This is a genomic window from Rahnella sp. CJA17(1/100), from assembly GCF_963881615.1.
Lineage (GTDB): Bacteria > Pseudomonadota > Gammaproteobacteria > Enterobacterales > Enterobacteriaceae > Rahnella > Rahnella aceris.
Genome location: NZ_CAWOJA010000083.1, coordinates 228,602 through 246,325 on the forward strand (window position 1 = coordinate 228,602; position 17,724 = coordinate 246,325).

General features: G+C 52.0%; 13 protein-coding genes and 1 rRNA gene. 2 read left to right on the forward strand and 12 right to left on the reverse strand.

The features are described 5' to 3' along the window. Nucleotides 1–14: 14 nt before the first annotated feature. From AACU55_RS24535 to AACU55_RS24560, 6 genes are all read right to left on the reverse strand, one after another. On the reverse strand, nucleotides 15–671 hold the full coding sequence (locus AACU55_RS24535; protein WP_013577380.1) for an HAD family hydrolase: 657 nt from the start codon (nucleotides 669–671) through the stop codon (nucleotides 15–17). Beyond that, nucleotides 668–1,660, reverse strand: coding sequence for an ABC transporter ATP-binding protein (locus AACU55_RS24540; protein WP_013577381.1), 993 nt, complete (start codon nucleotides 1,658–1,660; stop codon nucleotides 668–670). Before AACU55_RS24540 ends, AACU55_RS24535 begins: the two co-directional genes overlap by 4 nt. A gap of 2 nt (nucleotides 1,661–1,662) precedes the next feature. Next, nucleotides 1,663–2,448 carry an ABC transporter permease gene (locus AACU55_RS24545; RefSeq protein WP_134706303.1) on the reverse strand — a complete coding sequence of 262 codons (786 nt, stop codon included), beginning with the start codon at nucleotides 2,446–2,448 and terminating at the stop codon, nucleotides 1,663–1,665. Nucleotides 2,449–2,470: 22 nt separating this feature from the next. Beyond that, nucleotides 2,471–3,313, reverse strand: a complete 843-nt coding sequence (locus AACU55_RS24550; RefSeq protein WP_037034946.1) for an ABC transporter permease — start codon at nucleotides 3,311–3,313, stop codon at nucleotides 2,471–2,473. Nucleotides 3,314–3,339: 26 nt separating this feature from the next. Beyond that, the gene (locus tag AACU55_RS24555; RefSeq protein WP_013577384.1) at nucleotides 3,340–4,137 is read right to left on the reverse strand and encodes an alkaline phosphatase family protein; all 798 of its coding nucleotides are present in this window, start codon (nucleotides 4,135–4,137) and stop codon (nucleotides 3,340–3,342) included. Between the two features lie 81 nt (nucleotides 4,138–4,218). Further along, the gene (locus tag AACU55_RS24560) at nucleotides 4,219–5,277 is read right to left on the reverse strand and encodes an ABC transporter substrate-binding protein (RefSeq protein ID WP_013577385.1); all 1,059 of its coding nucleotides are present in this window, start codon (nucleotides 5,275–5,277) and stop codon (nucleotides 4,219–4,221) included. 204 nt (nucleotides 5,278–5,481) lie between these two features. Between AACU55_RS24560 and AACU55_RS24565 the strand changes: the two genes are divergently transcribed. Further along, nucleotides 5,482–6,192 carry a UTRA domain-containing protein gene (locus AACU55_RS24565; protein ID WP_037034945.1) on the forward strand — a complete coding sequence of 237 codons (711 nt, stop codon included), beginning with the start codon at nucleotides 5,482–5,484 and terminating at the stop codon, nucleotides 6,190–6,192. A 149-nt stretch (nucleotides 6,193–6,341) separates the two neighbouring features. Here the strand turns inward: AACU55_RS24565 and metH are convergent, their stop codons facing one another. Next, nucleotides 6,342–10,043 carry a methionine synthase gene (gene metH, locus AACU55_RS24570; protein ID WP_134706304.1) on the reverse strand — a complete coding sequence of 1,234 codons (3,702 nt, stop codon included), beginning with the start codon at nucleotides 10,041–10,043 and terminating at the stop codon, nucleotides 6,342–6,344. Nucleotides 10,044–10,290: 247 nt separating this feature from the next. On the opposite strand from metH, the gene iclR reads away from it, so the two are divergent. Beyond that, a complete protein-coding gene (iclR, locus tag AACU55_RS24575) occupies nucleotides 10,291–11,133 on the forward strand; it encodes a glyoxylate bypass operon transcriptional repressor IclR (RefSeq protein ID WP_134706306.1) in 843 nt (280 codons plus the stop codon). 45 nt (nucleotides 11,134–11,178) lie between these two features. On the opposite strand, the gene aceK is transcribed toward iclR, so the two are convergent. The 5 genes from aceK to rrf all read right to left on the reverse strand — a co-directional run bounded on the left by aceK (nucleotide 11,179) and on the right by rrf (nucleotide 17,607). Next, a complete protein-coding gene (gene aceK / locus AACU55_RS24580) occupies nucleotides 11,179–12,891 on the reverse strand; it encodes a bifunctional isocitrate dehydrogenase kinase/phosphatase (protein WP_037034944.1) in 1,713 nt (570 codons plus the stop codon). Between the two features lie 52 nt (nucleotides 12,892–12,943). Then, on the reverse strand, nucleotides 12,944–14,266 hold the full coding sequence (aceA, locus tag AACU55_RS24585) for an isocitrate lyase (RefSeq protein ID WP_013577390.1): 1,323 nt from the start codon (nucleotides 14,264–14,266) through the stop codon (nucleotides 12,944–12,946). 40 nt (nucleotides 14,267–14,306) lie between these two features. Then, nucleotides 14,307–15,905, reverse strand: coding sequence for a malate synthase A (aceB, locus tag AACU55_RS24590; protein ID WP_134706307.1), 1,599 nt, complete (start codon nucleotides 15,903–15,905; stop codon nucleotides 14,307–14,309). Between the two features lie 364 nt (nucleotides 15,906–16,269). Next, the gene (gene metA, locus AACU55_RS24595) at nucleotides 16,270–17,199 is read right to left on the reverse strand and encodes a homoserine O-acetyltransferase MetA (protein WP_037034942.1); all 930 of its coding nucleotides are present in this window, start codon (nucleotides 17,197–17,199) and stop codon (nucleotides 16,270–16,272) included. Nucleotides 17,200–17,491: 292 nt separating this feature from the next. After that, nucleotides 17,492–17,607 (reverse strand): 5S ribosomal RNA (rrf, locus tag AACU55_RS24600). Nucleotides 17,608–17,724: the final 117 nt, after the last annotated feature.

Consider the following 17,724-nt stretch of genomic DNA (forward strand, 5'->3'; position numbering starts at 1 on the left):
AAAGAACAGCTCCATTAACGCCAGGCATAGACCGGCCATCCTGCCTGCCGGGCGTGCTGGAGCAGGATAGCGTCTGGATTCACCGCCACCGGCTGGCCCACGCGGGTCAGCAACGGCAGATCATTATGGGAATCAGAATAAAAACTGGCTGATTGCAAAAGGGATGCGTCCTGATTGATGAGCTCCAGCAACCGCGAGACTTTTCCCTCGCGATAGGTCATCGTCCCTCGTGTGGCGCCGGTAAAACGCCCGTCTTTCATTTCAACACCAATCGCCAGCGTTTCATCAACACCGAGGAAGCGGGCAATCGGCTGCACCAGATGTTCACCGGACGCGGAAATAATTACCGTCCGGTCGCCCTGTGCACGGTGAGCAGCCAGACACTCACGCGCCTGCGTGTAAACACGCGGGGCAATCACATCCTGAATATAATTCGCGACCATTGCCGCGACATCACGTTGACTGCGGCCGGACAGCGGCACCAAAGTACAACGCATGTACTCCTGCATATCCATCTGACCGACAGCATATTGCTGCATCAGCGCGGCATCTTGTTGCAGAAAAGCCTGCTCATCGGCCACCCAGCCATTTGCCACCATGTAGGCTGACCACAAACTCGAACAGTCGCCGCTAATCAGGGTTTCATCGAGATCAAACAGCGCCAGTTTCATGCAACTTCCCGTAACGTAACAAGATCTAACTGTAGACCAATATCGCTGCCATCGGCGCGAAGTGAGGCCACAGAACGGTTTAAGACATCCACAGAAAGCTCAACTCCGTGTGCTAAAACGCGATAACGCACGACGTTGCCAAGCAGACTGTGGCTAATAATTTTAGCCGGAATGCCTTCAATCAGCTCGCATATTGTGACCGACTCCGGACGGATGGCGACACGGCCCGTGTAAGTTATGCCGGTCAGCGCCATCGCCTGTTCAGGGCTTAGCAGGTTGTAGCTGCCGATAAAGCCCGCAGCAAACGCATCCACCGGTTCAGTATACAGGGTTTCGGCATCGGCATTTTGGACGATTTGCCCTTTGTTCATCAGCACAATCCTGTCGGACATGGTCAGCGCTTCTTCCTGATCGTGGGTCACGAAAATCGCCGTCAGATTCATTTCACGCTGAATACGGCGGATTTGCTCACGCAGATGCTTACGGATACGGGCATCGAGCGCGGAAAGGGGTTCGTCGAGCAGCAACAGGCGCGGCTGCGTAACCAGTGAACGCGCCAGTGCCACACGCTGACACTGACCACCGGAAAGCTGATGCGGATAACGTTTTGCGTAATCGTTCATTTCCACCAGTTCCAGTACTTCACCGACGCGCCGGTGCAGCTCTGACGCCGGTATCTTTTGCATTTTCAGGCCGAACGCGACATTGGCTTCAACCGTCATATTAGGAAACAGCGCATAGCTCTGGAAGACCATGCCGATGCCGCGCTGTTGTGGCGGCAGCGGCACAATATCCTGCCCCTGAATCAGAATTTTTCCGCTGTCGACGGAAGTCAGACCGGCCAGACAGCGCAGCAGCGTGGATTTTCCGCAGCCGCTTGGCCCCAGCAGTGTGACGAATTCTCCCTCTTCTGCTGAGAAATCGATGTTGTTGAAAATCTGCGTCGGACCGTAAGACTTGTTGAGTTGAGTAACCTGCAAATACGACATAATCAGCTCTTTCCTTTGTTCAGCATGTTCGCCACCCAGGTGAAAATCAGGACGACCATGAAATAGGAGATGACCAATGCGCTGGTAAAATGGCCGCTGCCATTACGCATGTTATAGAGGTAAACCTGAACCGTTTCATAACGGCTGCCCGCCAGCAGATTGGCGAACACAAACTCCCCGATCAGGAAGGAAAACGACAGCAGGACGGCAATCATTCCGCCTTTGCGTAAGTTAGGCAAAACCACCAGCAGCGCCGCTTTCCAGGTGCTGGCGCCGAGCAGATGTGCAGCATCCATCAGGTCACGCAGGTTGATCGCCTGCATGTTGTTAGAAATGGCGCGATAGATAAACGGCAGCGCGATGGTGAAGTAACAGCCAATCAGGATCCACGGCGTACCGGTGAGCGCCAGCGGTTCAGCGGAATAGAGTTGCATCAGGCCCACCGATGACACCACCGGCGGCACGGCGAACGGCAGCAGGATCAGGATGTTCATCAGTGCATCGAGCTTAGGGAAATAGTAAGCAATCACAAACATTAGTGGCAGGATCAGCACCAGCGACAGAAAAAGTGTGCCGAAACACACCAGCAGCGAATGCCAGAGCGCAATCAGGAAGCGCGGATCGCTCCACAATTCCACCAGCCATTTCAGCGTAAAGCCGCTCGGTAAAATGGTCGCCCCCCATTCCAGCACCAGCGCATAGACCAGCGTCACCAGCAGCGGCAACATCAGGACAATCAGTAAAATCCAGATCACCACACGGTGGTAAATTGCTTCAGACCGCGACATCTTACGTTCCTTTTTCTGCCCGTCAGCTGCGCTGACTGAGATAACTTTTACGCAATAACCACTGATGGATCAGCGTGATAAAGGCCATCAGCACCACCAGCAACATCGCCAGCGCGCTGCCCATATTCGGATCGAGAGAAATATCCCCCGAGACCAACGCCGCGATACGCACCGGCACCACGTTAAAGTTACCGGTGGTCAGCGCATACACCGTGGCATACGCGCCCAGGGCATTGGCGAGCAAAATAACGAAGGTACCGAGCAAGGCCGGGAACAGTACCGGAATACCGATATGACGCCAGTAACGCCAGCGTCCCGCGCCCAGCAAGGCCGCTGACTCGCGCCAGTCCTCCCGTAACGCATCAAATGCCGGATACATCAGCAACACGCCGAGCGGGATCTGGAAATAGGTATAGAGCACAATCAGGCCATCTTTTGAATAGAGGTCGAAGTGTTCCATCAGGCCATATTTTTTCAGCAACAGCGTCAGGCAACCATTCAGGCCAAGCAGGATAACGAAGGCGAAGGCCAGCGGTACGCCCGCAAAGTTGCTGGTCATGTTAGTAAACGACATCACAAAGTCGTGCAGCTTTGTCGGGCCAAGCTGGCGAAGTGAGTAACTACCCACTAACGCAATAAGCAAACCGTATAAACTCGACCAGATGGAAATATCCAGTGAGAAACGCATAGCCTGTAAATAGAACGGTGATGTCAGAATGTCGGTGTAATTGCCCAGTCCCCAGGCTTCATAGGTTTCGCTGTAAAAGCTGCTCACCGCAATCCATGTCAGCGGCGCCAGCTGAAAAGCGATGAAAAACACCAGAAACGGCAGCATAAACAACGCCGCAATCCACTTAGCTTTCATCGGGTATCCTCTAAAAGTGACGGGATTCAGGCCAGTAATGCCGCGCAATGTGGCTTGTCGTGGGCAATATTGAGGATCTGACAAACAGTTCCGCATAACTCCGTCTGCAACGGTGCGGCCTCTTTGAAGCTGAACGCACTGCCGAAGACGAACAGCGGCACCTGACGCTCCTCCGGCAAAATACCGCCGTGGCTGCGGTCATCATTCATACCGTGATCCGCAGTCACGATCACCTGATAACCGGCGTCCAGCCAGTCGCCCAGATAGCGCGACAGGATGCCGTCTGCGGTGCGTGCTTTGTTGCGGTATTGGGGCGTCGACAGGCCAAATTTATGCCCGGCATCATCAATGTTCATCGGGTGGATCAGCAGGAAGTCGGGATCATGACGACGACGCAGGCTTTCGGCGTCATCGAACAGATGCGAATCAGGGTAACTATCATCGTAATAAAAATGGCCGTGCTGGATGGTCAGCGAGTCATCGCTGGTGTGGCGGTCACGCGGCGGGTCAAACGGCGTGCGGTTATACAGCTCACTGACCCAGTGATAAGCCGCAGCAGCCGTCGTCAGGCCAGCGTCGCGGGCATAGTGGAAAATACTACGTTGAGTCGATAACCGGTCAACGTGGTTGTGAACAATGCCACTCACCACCGGCGTGATACCGGTGAGAATGCATTCATAAAGTGGCCGGGACAGCGAAGGCAATTCGCATTCCAGTTGATACAAGCGGCCGCGTCCTGCGGCACACTGGGCTTGCAGATAACCCATTGCGTCGCGGCCGACCTGATAATTCAGCCCGTCGAGTACTACCAGAATGCTCTTCATACCATGTATACCTTTCATTTCTTACAGGTGTTGTTATTAACCAATGCTTTCGCTGTCCGGTTTTTCTTATTTTTTAATCAATTACTGCTGCATGTTGATCATGACGTTTTCCTGCCACAGACGCGGCAAGGTTTTCGCGCTCTTATCCCAGGCAGCCGGATCTGCAATCGGGTGCGCATTTTTGTATTCGCTGGAAGGCAGCAGTTTGGCTTTTGCATCGTCTGGCAGCGTGATGTGATCGGCACGGATTGGACGGGCATAGCCTTGTGCCAGATTGATCTGACCGGCATCAGAGAAGATGTATTCACGCGCCAGTTTGGCGGCGTTAGGGTGTTTGGCGAATTTGTTGATGATCGTGGTGTAACCGGACGTGATAGTGCCATCAGATGGGATCACCACGTCGAAGCGGGTTTTGTCGATTTTGTCGCGATAGCTCAGACCGTTGAAGTCCCAGACTACGCCAACCTGCACTTCACCTTTTTCCAGAGACGCGATGACCGGGTTAGTCAGGCTCAGACGCCCTGCTTTCGCCAGTTTGCCAAAATATTCCAGACCTGGTTTCAGGTCCTTTTCATTGCCGCCCATCGCGTAAGTTGCCGCCAGCACGCCGTTTGCGGCCTGCGCTGCGGTGCTCACGTCACCGATAGTCACTTTGTATTTGCTGTTTAGCAGATCAGCCCAGCTGTGTGGCTCATCTTTCACCTGCGATTTATCAATGATGAAGGCGATAGTGCCGGTATAAGCAAGTGCCCACATACCCTCTTTATCTTTTGCCCAGTCTGGCACCTGATCCCAGGTGGTCGGTTTATAGGGCTGAGTCACGCCTTTTTGCACGGCAACGGGTCCAAAAGCTGCACCCACGTCGCCAATATCAGCACTGGCATTGTCTTTTTCTGCCAGGAATTTCGCGATCTCCTGTGCCGAACTCATATCGGTATCGCTGTGTTTCAGGCCATACTTGGTGCTCAGATCACTCCAGGTTCCTTTCCAGTTCGCCCAGTCATCAGGCATACCGACACTGTTTACCGTTCCTTCGGCTTGTGCCGCTTTCAGGAGTGCAGCAGGAGGTTCAGCGGCAAATGCCGATGAAGCGGAGAGGACAAGCGCGCTGGTTAACACAGAAGCGAACAACTGTTTCATAACGGATGCTCCGGATGGTAGTGTGTGTGAAGTGCTGGTCTAGTCCAGCAAGAACCAAGCCAATCTAACGCTCAATTGTGATAATTATATGTCAGTGCGAAAAAGCAGCAGTTTTAAGCTTATCGCTGTTAACAAGCGCACATTATTTACACGATGAAAGTTCAGATTGGTGCAAAAACGCACTGAAATGAGGCTTGCTGACCGATGAGTGAATCGCAGACTACCCTTGCCGTTATCTGCAAGGCATTAAGCGAAAGTATTGCGGCCGGGGCATTTTCTGCCGAGGGAAGGCTGCCTTCTGAGCGCACGTTGAGTGAACAGTTTTCCACTACCCGTATTACATTACGGGAAGCATTGAGCCAGCTTGAGGCCCAGGGTCTGATTTACCGGGAAGTACGCCGGGGCTGGTTTGTCTCCCCGCCACGCATTGTCTACAACCCGCTGCAAAGAAGTCACTTTCACGCAATGGCGAAAGATCAGGGGCGCAGCGCAAAGACCACAGTGATTGATGCGAAGCACTGTATTGCCAGCGATACGGTGTGTCAGAAGTTATTGTTGCCGTCAGAGAGTGAGGTCATTTGCATCCGGCGGTTGCGTTATATCGATAACCGCCCGGTTTTGTACGTCGAGCACTATCTTAATCCGCTGTATTTTCAGGGCATTCTTGACGCGGATCTCACGACATCGCTGACTGATTTGTACGCCTCCCGCTATGACATCCATTACGGACGCGTGCGTTTCGACATGGTGCCGACATTGCTGCCTGAAGAGGCGTCACATGCACTGAAAGTGGCTCCCGGCAGCCCGGCGTTGTTTATTACGCGGACCAACCGTGACCAGCATGACCGGGTCATCGACTGCGATTTAGAATACTGGCGCTATGACGCGCTGCACATTGATGTGGAAGTGAGTTGATTTAAGTGGAAAAAAACACCGATGGGATACCCTAAATCATTCGAGATGAATTAAGGCGGCAACTGAATGAACCCCAGGAGCTTACTGAAGTAAGTGACTGGGGTTCGTGATGGCAGCCAACGCAGAGTCAACTTGAAGGATGACGGGTATTAGTCGGCGTCGTAACCTAAGTTCGGCGCCAGCCAGCGCTCCACTTCGGCGACCGGCATATTTTTACGTGCCGCGTAATCTTCGACCTGATCACGCTGGATCTGTGCCACGGCGAAGTATTTGCTGTCAGGGTGGCTGAAATACCAGCCTGACACCGCAGCACCCGGCCACATCGCAAAGGATTCGGTCAGTTGCATACCGGTATTGGCTTCCACATCCAGCAGCTTCCAGATTTGCCCCTTTTCAGTGTGTTCAGGACAGGCCGGGTAACCGGGCGCCGGACGTATTCCCTGATAATTCTCGCGGATCAGCTCTTCGTTGCTCAGATTCTCGTTGGCGGCAAAACCCCAATACACCTTGCGCACTTTCTCATGCAGGTATTCCGCAAACGCTTCTGCCAGACGGTCAGCCAGCGCCTTGATCATGATTTTATTGTAATCATCATGCTGTTTGTCATACGCCTCGGCCAGCGCATCCTCCTCCAGCCCGCCGGTTACAGCAAATGCCCCCATGTAATCTTTCTTGCCGCTGGATTTCGGCGCGACAAAGTCAGCCAGGCAATAGTTGGCGAAATCGGTTTTTTCCGTTTGCTGACGCAGATGATGGCTGACCACCAGCACGTCTTCGCGGCGTTCATCGCTGTAGATTTCGATGTCATCGCCTTTGCGGTTTGCCGGGAAGAGGCCGACGACGCCGCGTGGGTTGAGCAATTTCTCAGCGCAAAGTTTATCGAGCAGGTCATTGGCATCTTTGAACAGGCGTTTCGCTTCTTCGCCGACAACTTCATCTTCAAGAATGCGCGGATATTTACCTGCCAGCGACCAGGTCATGAAGAACGGCGTCCAGTCGATGTAATTGCGCAGTGTTTCAATGCTGGCTTCGACTTTCTGGATGCCCAGACGATGGGCCACCGGTGGCGTGTAAGCTTCCCAATCGATAAAAGTAGCGTTGTCGCGGGCCACTTCAAGACTCACTGGCGGCGTGCGCGGCTTTTTACGACCATGCTGGATACGTACAGTGTCGTACTCTTTACGTGTACGTTCGATAAACGCGTCCCGCTGATCTTTTGACAGCAACGCAGACACCACCCCGACAGAACGCGAGGCGTTTTGCACGTAGCAGGTCACACCACTGTAATTTTTTTCGATTTTCACCGCAGTGTGCGCTTTCGATGTGGTTGCGCCGCCAATCAGCAACGGCATGGTAAAACCACGCCGCTCCATTTCTTTCGCGACGTTGACCATTTCATCGAGTGACGGCGTAATCAGCCCGGAAAGCCCGATGATATCGACGTTTTCTTCGATGGCGGTTTTCAGGATTTTGTCCGTCGGCACCATTACACCGAGATCGATAATCTCGTAGTTATTACATTGCAGCACCACGCCAACGATGTTTTTACCGATGTCATGGACATCGCCTTTGACCGTGGCCAGCAGGATTTTGCCGTTGGTTTGGCCCTTTTCCTTGCTGGCTTCAATGTATGGCTCCAGATAGGCCACGGCCTGTTTCATCACGCGCGCGGATTTCACCACTTGCGGCAGGAACATTTTACCGGCACCAAACAGGTCGCCGACGACGTTCATACCGTCCATCAGCGGGCCTTCGATCACTTCGATAGGACGCGCGGCCAGCTGACGGCACTCTTCGGTATCCAGTTCGATAAATTCGGTAATGCCTTTCACCAGCGAGTATTCGAGGCGTTTTTTCACGTCCCAGCTGCGCCATTCCGCCTGCTGCTTATTCGCTTCTCCATCGTCCTTGCTGCCACGGTATTTTTCAGCCAGTTCAAGCAGGCGCTCAGTACCATCATCGCGGCGGTTGAGGATCACATCTTCGACGGCGTCGCGCAGTTCAGCCGGTAAATCATCATAAATCGCCAACTGACCGGCGTTGACGATACCCATATCCATACCGTTGCGGATGGCGTGATACAGGAAGACGGCGTGAATGGCTTCACGTACCGGTTCGTTACCGCGGAAAGAGAATGAAACATTGGAAACACCGCCGGAAATCAGCGCATGCGGCAGTTGTGCTTTGATATCGGCGCAGGCTTCGATGAAATCGACGGCGTAGTTGTTGTGTTCGTCAATGCCGGTCGCCACCGCAAAGATATTCGGGTCAAAAATGATGTCTTCCGGCGGGAAGCCGACTTTTTCAGTCAACAGCTTGTAGGCACGGCGGCAGATTTCAATTTTGCGGGCGCGGGTATCCGCCTGCCCGGTTTCATCGAATGCCATGACCACAACGGCCGCGCCGTACCGGCGTACCATACGGGCGTGGTGCAGGAAGGCTTCTTCGCCTTCTTTCATGGAAATGGAGTTAACAATCCCCTTGCCCTGAATGCATTTCAGGCCTTTTTCGATAACATCCCATTTGGAGGAGTCGATCATGATCGGCACACGGGCGATATCCGGTTCACCGGCAATCAGGCTGAGGAAACGCACCATTGCCGCTTCGGCGTCGAGCATCCCTTCATCCATGTTGATATCGATGATTTGCGCGCCACTTTCTACCTGCTGACGGGCTACAGCCAGCGCTTCCGCATACTTTTCTTCTTTAATCAGTCGCTTGAAACGAGCAGAACCGGTCACATTAGTACGTTCACCGACGTTCACAAACAGCGTCTGTGGATCGATGGTCAGCGGTTCCAGCCCTGCCAGACGACAGGCAACAGGAATGGTCGGTAAAGCGCGGGGCGGTACGCCTTCCACGGCTTTCACCATCGCCGCGATATGCGCAGGCGTGGTACCACAGCAGCCACCGACAATGTTCAGAAAGCCCGAGCGTGCCCATTCGGCAATATGTTCAGCCATTTCTTTGGCTTCGAGATCGTATTCACCGAAAGCATTAGGTAAACCGGCGTTCGGGTGCCCGGTGACATAACATTCTGCAATACGAGATAACTCAGCGACATACTGACGTAACTCATCCGGACCCAGCGCGCAGTTAAGGCCAAAGGTGAGCGGTTTAACGTGACGCAGCGAGTTATAAAAAGCTTCGGTTGTCTGGCCAGATAAGGTGCGGCCGGAAGCATCAGTAATCGTGCCGGAAACCATGACAGGCAATACGATGCCCATTGCTTCGAATTCACTTTCTACTGCGAACGTCGCGGCTTTGGCGTTGAGAGTGTCAAATACGGTTTCGATCATGATCAGATCGGCACCGCCTTCGATCAGTGCCCGGGTGGATTCGCGGTAGGCTTCAACCAGCTGATCGAAAGATACGTTACGAAATGCGGGATCGTTAACATCCGGGGAAATCGACGCCGTCCGGTTGGTCGGGCCTAAAACCCCGGCAACATAACGCGGTTTATCCGGCGTACGGGCGGTCCACGCATCAGCACATTGACGCGCCAGCCGCGCAGCTTCATAGTTAATTTCAGCCGACAGCGATTCCATATGGTAGTCAGCCATTGCAATCGTGGTGGAGTTGAAGGTGTTGGTTTCGAGGATATCTGCACCAGCAGCAAGATAACCGTTATGGATCTCGACGATCACTTCGGGTTTGGAGAGCACCAGAAGATCATTATTGCCTTTAAGATCGCTTTCCCAGTCAGCAAAACGCTCACCACGGTAATCTTCTTCTTCCAGACGATAGCTTTGGATCATGGTGCCCATACCGCCATCCAGAACCAAAATGCGCTGTGCCAGCTGCTTATGTAGCGCCTCAACTCGATTAGTCACTTTCACCTCATCACCCATCACGCACACCCGGCAAATTGTTCATTCATGCGCCGGAAATCATGGTCAACATCCTAGCATACCTTCCTCAGCCAAAAGCCCGCACCGACGTGAGACTTTTTCAATTCGGGAAGACATCCCGCAAACGCAGTGCAACACATCGGATGAGCGTAAAGGCAGGTTGCGATCCATACTGTAAAAACGAAAACCAATTCCAAAAATGATTTTTCTTCGCCAGCTATCGGCGCATCTTACAAGGAACAGGCTCATGGCAACGTCCGTAACGGCTCCGGCCAAACGTGCTAAGAAAACCAAAGCCGCGGCTGTAACCGGCAGCGCCGCGACCGGGCAGGTACAGTCCCTGACACGTGGCCTTAAGTTGCTGGAATATATCGCTGAAGCCCAGGGCAGCGTGGCACTGACCGATCTCGCCCAGCAGGCGGGTTTACCCAATTCCACCACCCACCGCCTTCTGACCACCATGCAACAGCAGGGATTTGTCCGTCAGGTCGGCGATTTGGGCCTGTGGACCATTGGCTCACATGCTTTTATCGTAGGAAGCAGTTTTCTGCAAAGCCGGAATTTACTGGCAATGGTGCATCCGATGTTACGCCGCCTGATGGAAGAATCCGGCGAAACGGTGAATCTGGCGGTGCTGGATCACAGTGATTATCAGGCGATCATCATCGATCAGGTGCAGTGCAATGCCCTGATGAGGATGTCCGCGCCGATTGGTGGCAAATTACCGATGCATGCGTCGGGTGCCGGTAAAGCATTTCTTTCGACGTTGCCGGAAGAGCATCTGGCAAAACTGCTGCATAAAATAGGCCTGCACAGCTATACGCCCCTGACAAAAACGTCTCCTGTGAATCTGAAGCAGGAGTTGGCGGATACCCGTAAACGCGGCTATGCCTTTGATGATGAAGAACATGCGCTCGGACTGCGTTGTGTGGCAACCTGCATTTACGACGAACACAACGATGCCTATGCGGCGATTTCAATCTCTGGCCCGGTTTCACGAATCACCGATGACCGCGTGACGGAATTGGGTGCACTGGTGATTCATGCGGCGAAAGAAATCACACAGGCCTACGGCGGTGGAAAACACTGAGAAAGATGCTGAAATCCCACCATTATCCGGGAGGATTTCAGCAAATTAACGCTGGCTAAAACGCCGGGAACGGCGATAAGCAAAAACATCTTCGACGTGCCCTTCACGGATACGCTGTTGCAAACCGCGCCAGTAACCGGCGCTAAACAAATCGTCGTGTAGCGTTTCAAAGATTTGACCAAGGCGTTTGTCGCTGCAAAGGAAATGCCGGAATTCTTCCGGGAAAACATCGCCCGGTGCAATGCTGTACCAGGGTTCGCTGGCCAGTTCATCCTCCGGGTAACGGGGTGCGGGAATATCGCGGAAATTAACTTCAGTCATGTAGCAGATTTCATCGTAGTCATAAAACACCACACGACCATGACGGGTCACGCCAAAATTCTTAAACAACATGTCGCCGGGGAAGATATTCGCCGCAGCCAGTTGTTTGATCGCATTGCCGTATTCTTCAATCACGTCATGAAGCTGCGTATCGCTGGCCTGTTCAAGATATAAATTCAGCGGCGTCATACGCCGTTCAATATACAGATGCCGGAGCGCAATGCTGTCCCCCAGATCTTCTATTTTGGCAGGGACTTCGCGCTGTAGTTCAGCCATCAGTTCGGGGCTGATGTTATTCTTTGGCAGAACAAAGTGCTCAAATTCCTGGGTATCGGCCATCCGCCCGACGCGGTCATGCTCTTTCACCAACTGATAGCAGGCTTTGACCTGTGCCTCCGTCACTTCTTTCTGCGGCGCAAAATTATCTTTTATCACCTTGAACACGCGGTCACTGCCAGGCAGGGTAAATACCAGCATGACCATGCCTTTGACCCCCGGCGCAATAATAAAAGACTCGTCGGTTTGCGCCATAAAGTGCAAATACTCACGGTAACATTCTGTTTTTGCATGCTTTTGACAACCGATAGCGCTGTACAGCTCAGCCGTGGTTTTGGCCGGTAAAATCTCACGTAACCATTCAACCAGCGCACCGGGCTGCGGGGCATATACCATAAAATATGAGCGGGCAAAGCCAAAGACTATGCTGGCATCGTTGCTTTCCGTCAGACAGGCATCAACAAATAACTCATTCTGATGACTGAGATGCACCGGCAATAACAGCGGAAATACCTGTGAAGCGCATCTGATTTTGCCGATTATCCACGCGGCTTTATTGCGATAAAAAATCTCGGTAGCGATCTCAATATCAGCATCCGCAAGCCACTCTGCGGGGAAGCGTTGCTTTAATGCAGTGGCAATATAATCCACATCACGGTTCGCATCCTCCCACGGTAAGCGCACCGGCAGGTCATCAAGGACTTTTACCAGCGTGGTAACGAAATTACCCTGAACCGGGTAGAGGCGTGACAAAGGACGGGCACAATGTTGCTGACGCCGGGAGGACTGCTCACTGAAAATAAAAAGTTTGTCCGCTGTCAGATCGCGATGTTTGAAAATCCGGCAATAGACTGAATTAAAAAAGCTTTCAGCGATTTCAGCCCTCGGATAATCAGGCAGTAATCCGGAGTAACATTCCTTTATGCGGATCAGAAACGCGGCATCATAAAAACGCTGGCCGGTAATGCATTTGAGCTGGGCGACAACCAGACCGACATGGTGGTCATACAAATGGATACGTTGCTTCATCGCTGCCTGTACCGCTGACCAGTCGGCATTTTCAAAGCGCTGCTGCGCCCCCGATGTCACTTCGAGAAAGCGGCCATACTGGGCGTCGAACCCCTGTAAAATAGTCTGCGCAATCAACAGCTCTAGAGGCATAGTGGCGACTCCCTGAGGAAAGAGACCCGGCTTTCACCAGGTCTGATGAGCATCAGTGTGACGTCGGGGAAAACTGCTGTTCTTCGGTAGAGCCGGTGAGTGCGGTGACCGAGGAGCGACCGCCCTGAATAATGGTGGTGACTTTGTCGAAATAGCCGGTTCCGACTTCCTGCTGATGAGAAGCAAAGGTATAGCCGCGATCTATAGCTGCAAATTCCGGCTCCTGCACTTTATCCACGTAGTGCTTCATCCCCTCGCCCTGTGCATAAGCATGGGCAAGATCGAACATGTTGAACCACATGCTGTGAATGCCCGCCAGCGTAATGAACTGATACTGGTAACCCATTGCGGCCAACTGGTCCTGGAAACTGGCGATGGTTTTATCGTCAAGATTCTTCTTCCAGTTAAACGATGGCGAACAGTTATAGGCCAGCAATTTGCCTGGGAATTTAGCGTGGATGGCCTCAGCAAAACGCTGAGCCAGTTTCAGATCAGGCGTCGATGTCTCGCACCACACTACGTCGGCATAAGGTGCATACGCCAGACCGCGACTGATGGCCTGCTCAATACCGGCGTTCGTCCTGTAGAAACCTTCATGTGTTCTTTCGCCGGTAATAAACTGGCTGTCATACGGGTCGCAGTCTGACGTCAGTAAATCTGCCGCATCGGCATCGGTACGTGCCACCAATAACGTCGGCACACCAAGAACATCGGCGGCAAGACGCGCGGAAATCAGCTTCTGTACGGCTTCCTGTGTCGGCACCAGAACTTTGCCGCCCATATGCCCGCACTTCTTCACCGCAGCAAGCTGATCTTCAAAATGAACGGCGGCAGCACCGGCTTCAATCATGGATTTCATCAGTTCAAAGGCATTGAGTACGCCACCAAAACCGGCTTCAGCGTCCGCCACAATCGGCAGGAAATAGTCGGTATAGCCAGGCTGCCCGGGCTCAATGTTATTGGCCCACTGGATCTGATCAGCGCGACGAAAAGTGTTGTTAATCCGCGCCACAACTTCAGGCACCGAATTCACAGGATACAAAGACTGGTCGGGATACATACTGGAAGCCGTATTGGCATCCGCGGCAACTTGCCATCCCGAGAGATAAATGGCTTCGATACCCGCTTTTGCCTGTTGCAAGGCCTGGCCACCTGTCAGCGCGCCGAGGCAATTCACATACCCTTTACGCGATGCGCCGTGGAGTAAATTCCACAGGCGGGCGGCTCCGTGCTGAGCCAGCGTACACTCCGGATTGACTGAACCCCGCAGGCTGATCACTTCTGCCGCCGTGTAAGGTCGGGTGATATTTTTCCAGCGTGGTTGGCTCCACGTTTCTTCAAGCTGCTGAATTTGCTGAGTACGGTTCGTTTTCATGGCAAATACTCCGGTCTTTTTATGTGTAGGGTAAGAAGGATCAGGCCAGCAGCTGATAGCCCGGCAGGGTCAGGAAGTCGATTAACTCATCTTGTGTGGTGATTTTTTCCATCAAGGCAGCCGCCTGCGTGAAACGACCGGCGCTGAAACGTTGTTCGCCCAACTCCTGCTGAATAACCAGCATTTCTTCGTTCAGCATGCGGCGGAATAACGGCTTGGTGACGGGTTGTCCGTCATTAAGCGTTTTGCCGTGGTGGATCCATTGCCAGATGGATGTGCGGGAGATTTCAGCCGTGGCTGCATCTTCCATCAACCCGTAAATCGGGACGCAGCCGTTGCCAGAAATCCAGGCTTCAATGTATTGCACTGCGACGCGAATATTGGCGCGCATCCCCTCTTCAGTACGTTCGCCGGAACAAGGTTCGAGTAATTGCTCTGCAGTAATTTCGGCATCTTCTTCACGCAGTACATCCAGCTGGTTTGAACGGTTACCCAGCGCTTTGTCGAACACTTCAAGCACGGTGTCAGCCAGCCCAGGGTGTGCAATCCAGGTACCATCATGTCCGTTATTCGCTTCCAGCTCTTTATCTGTCCGGACTTTGTTCAGCACCCATTCGTTGCGTTTAACGTCTTTGCTGGGAATAAAGGCCGCCATTCCGCCCATCGCAAATGCCCCACGCCGGTGACAGGTTTTAATCAGCAGCCGGGAATAAGCATTTAGAAAAGGCTGAGTCATCGTTACGGACTGACGGTCAGGTAATATACGGTCAGAATGATTCTTCAACGTTTTGATATAACTGAAGATGTAATCCCAGCGACCACAGTTCAGTCCGACAATGTGATCGCGCAAGTGGTAAAGGATTTCGTCCATCTGGAAAACCGCAGGCAGAGTTTCAATCAGCACCGTGGCTTTAATCGTGCCCCGCGCCAATCCCGCATAATCCTCGGCAAAACTGAAGACCTGACTCCACCAGTCAGCCTCATGATAAGACTGCATTTTTGGCAGATAGAAATAGGGGCCACTGCCTTTTGCCAGTAATGCGCGATAGTTATGGAAAAAGTACAAAGCGAAATCGAACAACGAACCGGGAATAGCTTCACCCTGCCAGTTCACATGCTTTTCAGGTAAATGCAGGCCACGTACACGACAAATCAGAACGGCAGGATCAGGTTTGAGCTGATAAATTTTCCCGGATTCATTGGTGTAGCTGATACTCCCGTTCACCGCATCGCGTAAGTTAATCTGCCCTTCTATAACTTTCTGCCAGTCCGGTGCCAGAGAGTCCTCAAAATCCGCCATAAAGACTTTTACATTGGCGTTCAGCGCATTGATCACCATCTTGCGTTCGACAGGACCAGTGATTTCTACCCGGCGATCCAGTAAATCAGCCGGAATGCCCCGTACCTTCCAATCTGAATTTTTTATGGAATTCGTTTCCGAAATAAAATCAGGCAACCCCCCCTGATCTATCTTCTGCTGTACGGCAATGCGATCGGCCAGTAATCGATTTCGCAGCGGGGTAAAACGGACAACCAGTTCGGATAAAAAATCCACGGCTTCTTCGGTCAGAATTTGCGCTTCGTTTTCACCAAAACGGCGCGTAAAACCAAGCTGACTGCGGGTAATTTGCTCAGACATCGTTTATCTCCTGATTTATCTGCTTAATCTGCCAGACCGCCTCACTGAACAGATGCTATTACGGTCGAAAACATACCCGAGATACGCTCATGATCCTGAGGTGGCTTTTCTCTGGTTATTTATTGCCCGATAGATTTAAGCGTAATCAGTAATTTCATAAAATCAAAAACGATTTCCATTTTATTTCAAAATTAAAAAAGTTCTGATTTTAATCAATCAGATAGAATTAGATAAATTTTCCATAAAATGGGAATGAATTTCGAATCTAAGAAAAATGTATGCAGAAGGAAGAAGATCAGAAAAAAGATCGCAGGGAGAAAAACAGACGACCGGTAAGATCGTCTGCTGGAAGCGGAGGGGGTATTTACTCGAGTGTCGGATTCATCTGGCGCAGATCAAACGGAGTGATCTGATAAACATAGTAATTCAGCCAGTTCGTGAACAGCAGATGCCCGTGGCTTCGCCAGGTCGCCTTCGGTGACAGCTCGGCGTTATCCTGCGGGAAATAGTTGTAAGGCATTTCAGGTGATAACCCCGCCGCCACATCACGCAGATACTCTCCTGCCAGCGTTCCCGCATCATATTCAGGGTGCCCGGTCACAAAAGCCATCCGCTTATCTTTTGTCGCAAAGAGATAGGCGCCGGCTTCGTCGGATTCAGCAAAGATCTCCAGATCCGTGTGCTGGCGGAGCACATCAGCCGGAAAATCTGCATAACGGGAATGGGGTGCCAGGAAGCTTTCATCAAAGCCACGGGTCAGTAATGCCAGCGGTTGCAGCGTCTGATGAGGATACACACCCGAAAGCTTCGCTTCGCGGGTCATTTTAGGTAGTCCATAAAGCACATTCAGAGCAGCCTGAACCGCCCAGCAAACAAAAAGTGTGGATGTTACATGCTTTTTCGCCCAGTGGATCACGCGCTCAATTTCCGGCCAGTATGCTACATCACAAAAATCGACCAATCCTAAAGGCGCACCGGTAACGATCAGGCCATCATAGTTGTCATGCTGAATGTCTTCAAAGTCACAATAGAAATTATTCAGATGCTCTGCAGGGGTGTTTTTAGATTCACGACTGTCAATGCGCAGCAGCTGCACATCTATCTGCAGAGGAGAGTTGGAAAGCAGCCGTAAAAACTGATTTTCGGTCTCAATTTTCTTCGGCATCAGGTTGAGAACCAGCACCTTAAGAGGACGGATCTCCTGCGTTTTCGCACGTGATGACGTCATGACAAAAACGTTCTCATTGCGCAGGAAATTCACGGCTGGTAATTCATCTGGAACCCGGATCGGCATAACAACTTCCTCACTACATCCATTTATACGTTTAGACTTCTAGATAGCCGAAGATAACGGGTTTTGATTGAGATGTCGAGCCTGCAAGCGGTAAGTGAAAATGTTTCAGCTTAAGCTATTAATTTAGACGTTCTGGTTATAAAGGAGAGCAGATCAGGGCGCAGGAGAGATAAAAACGGCGAGTTAAGTTGTGGATCCTGACAGTTTTTAGGATAGATAATGTACAGAACATTTCAAATTTCCCATAGCAAAAAGCCCCGCACTTTCGTACGGGGCTTTCCACTTATTTGATGCCTGGCAGTTCCCTACTCTCGCATGGGGAGACCCCACACTACCATCGGCGCTACGGCGTTTCACTTCTGAGTTCGGCATGGGGTCAGGTGGGACCACCGCGCTACTGCCGCCAGGCAAATTCTGTTTCATTCATAACGCTCACCTTAAATCAGGCTTGCACTACGAACCAATCTCGGAACTTCAGCTGAAAATCTACTTCAAGTCTCTAAAAACACCTTTGGTGTTGTAAGG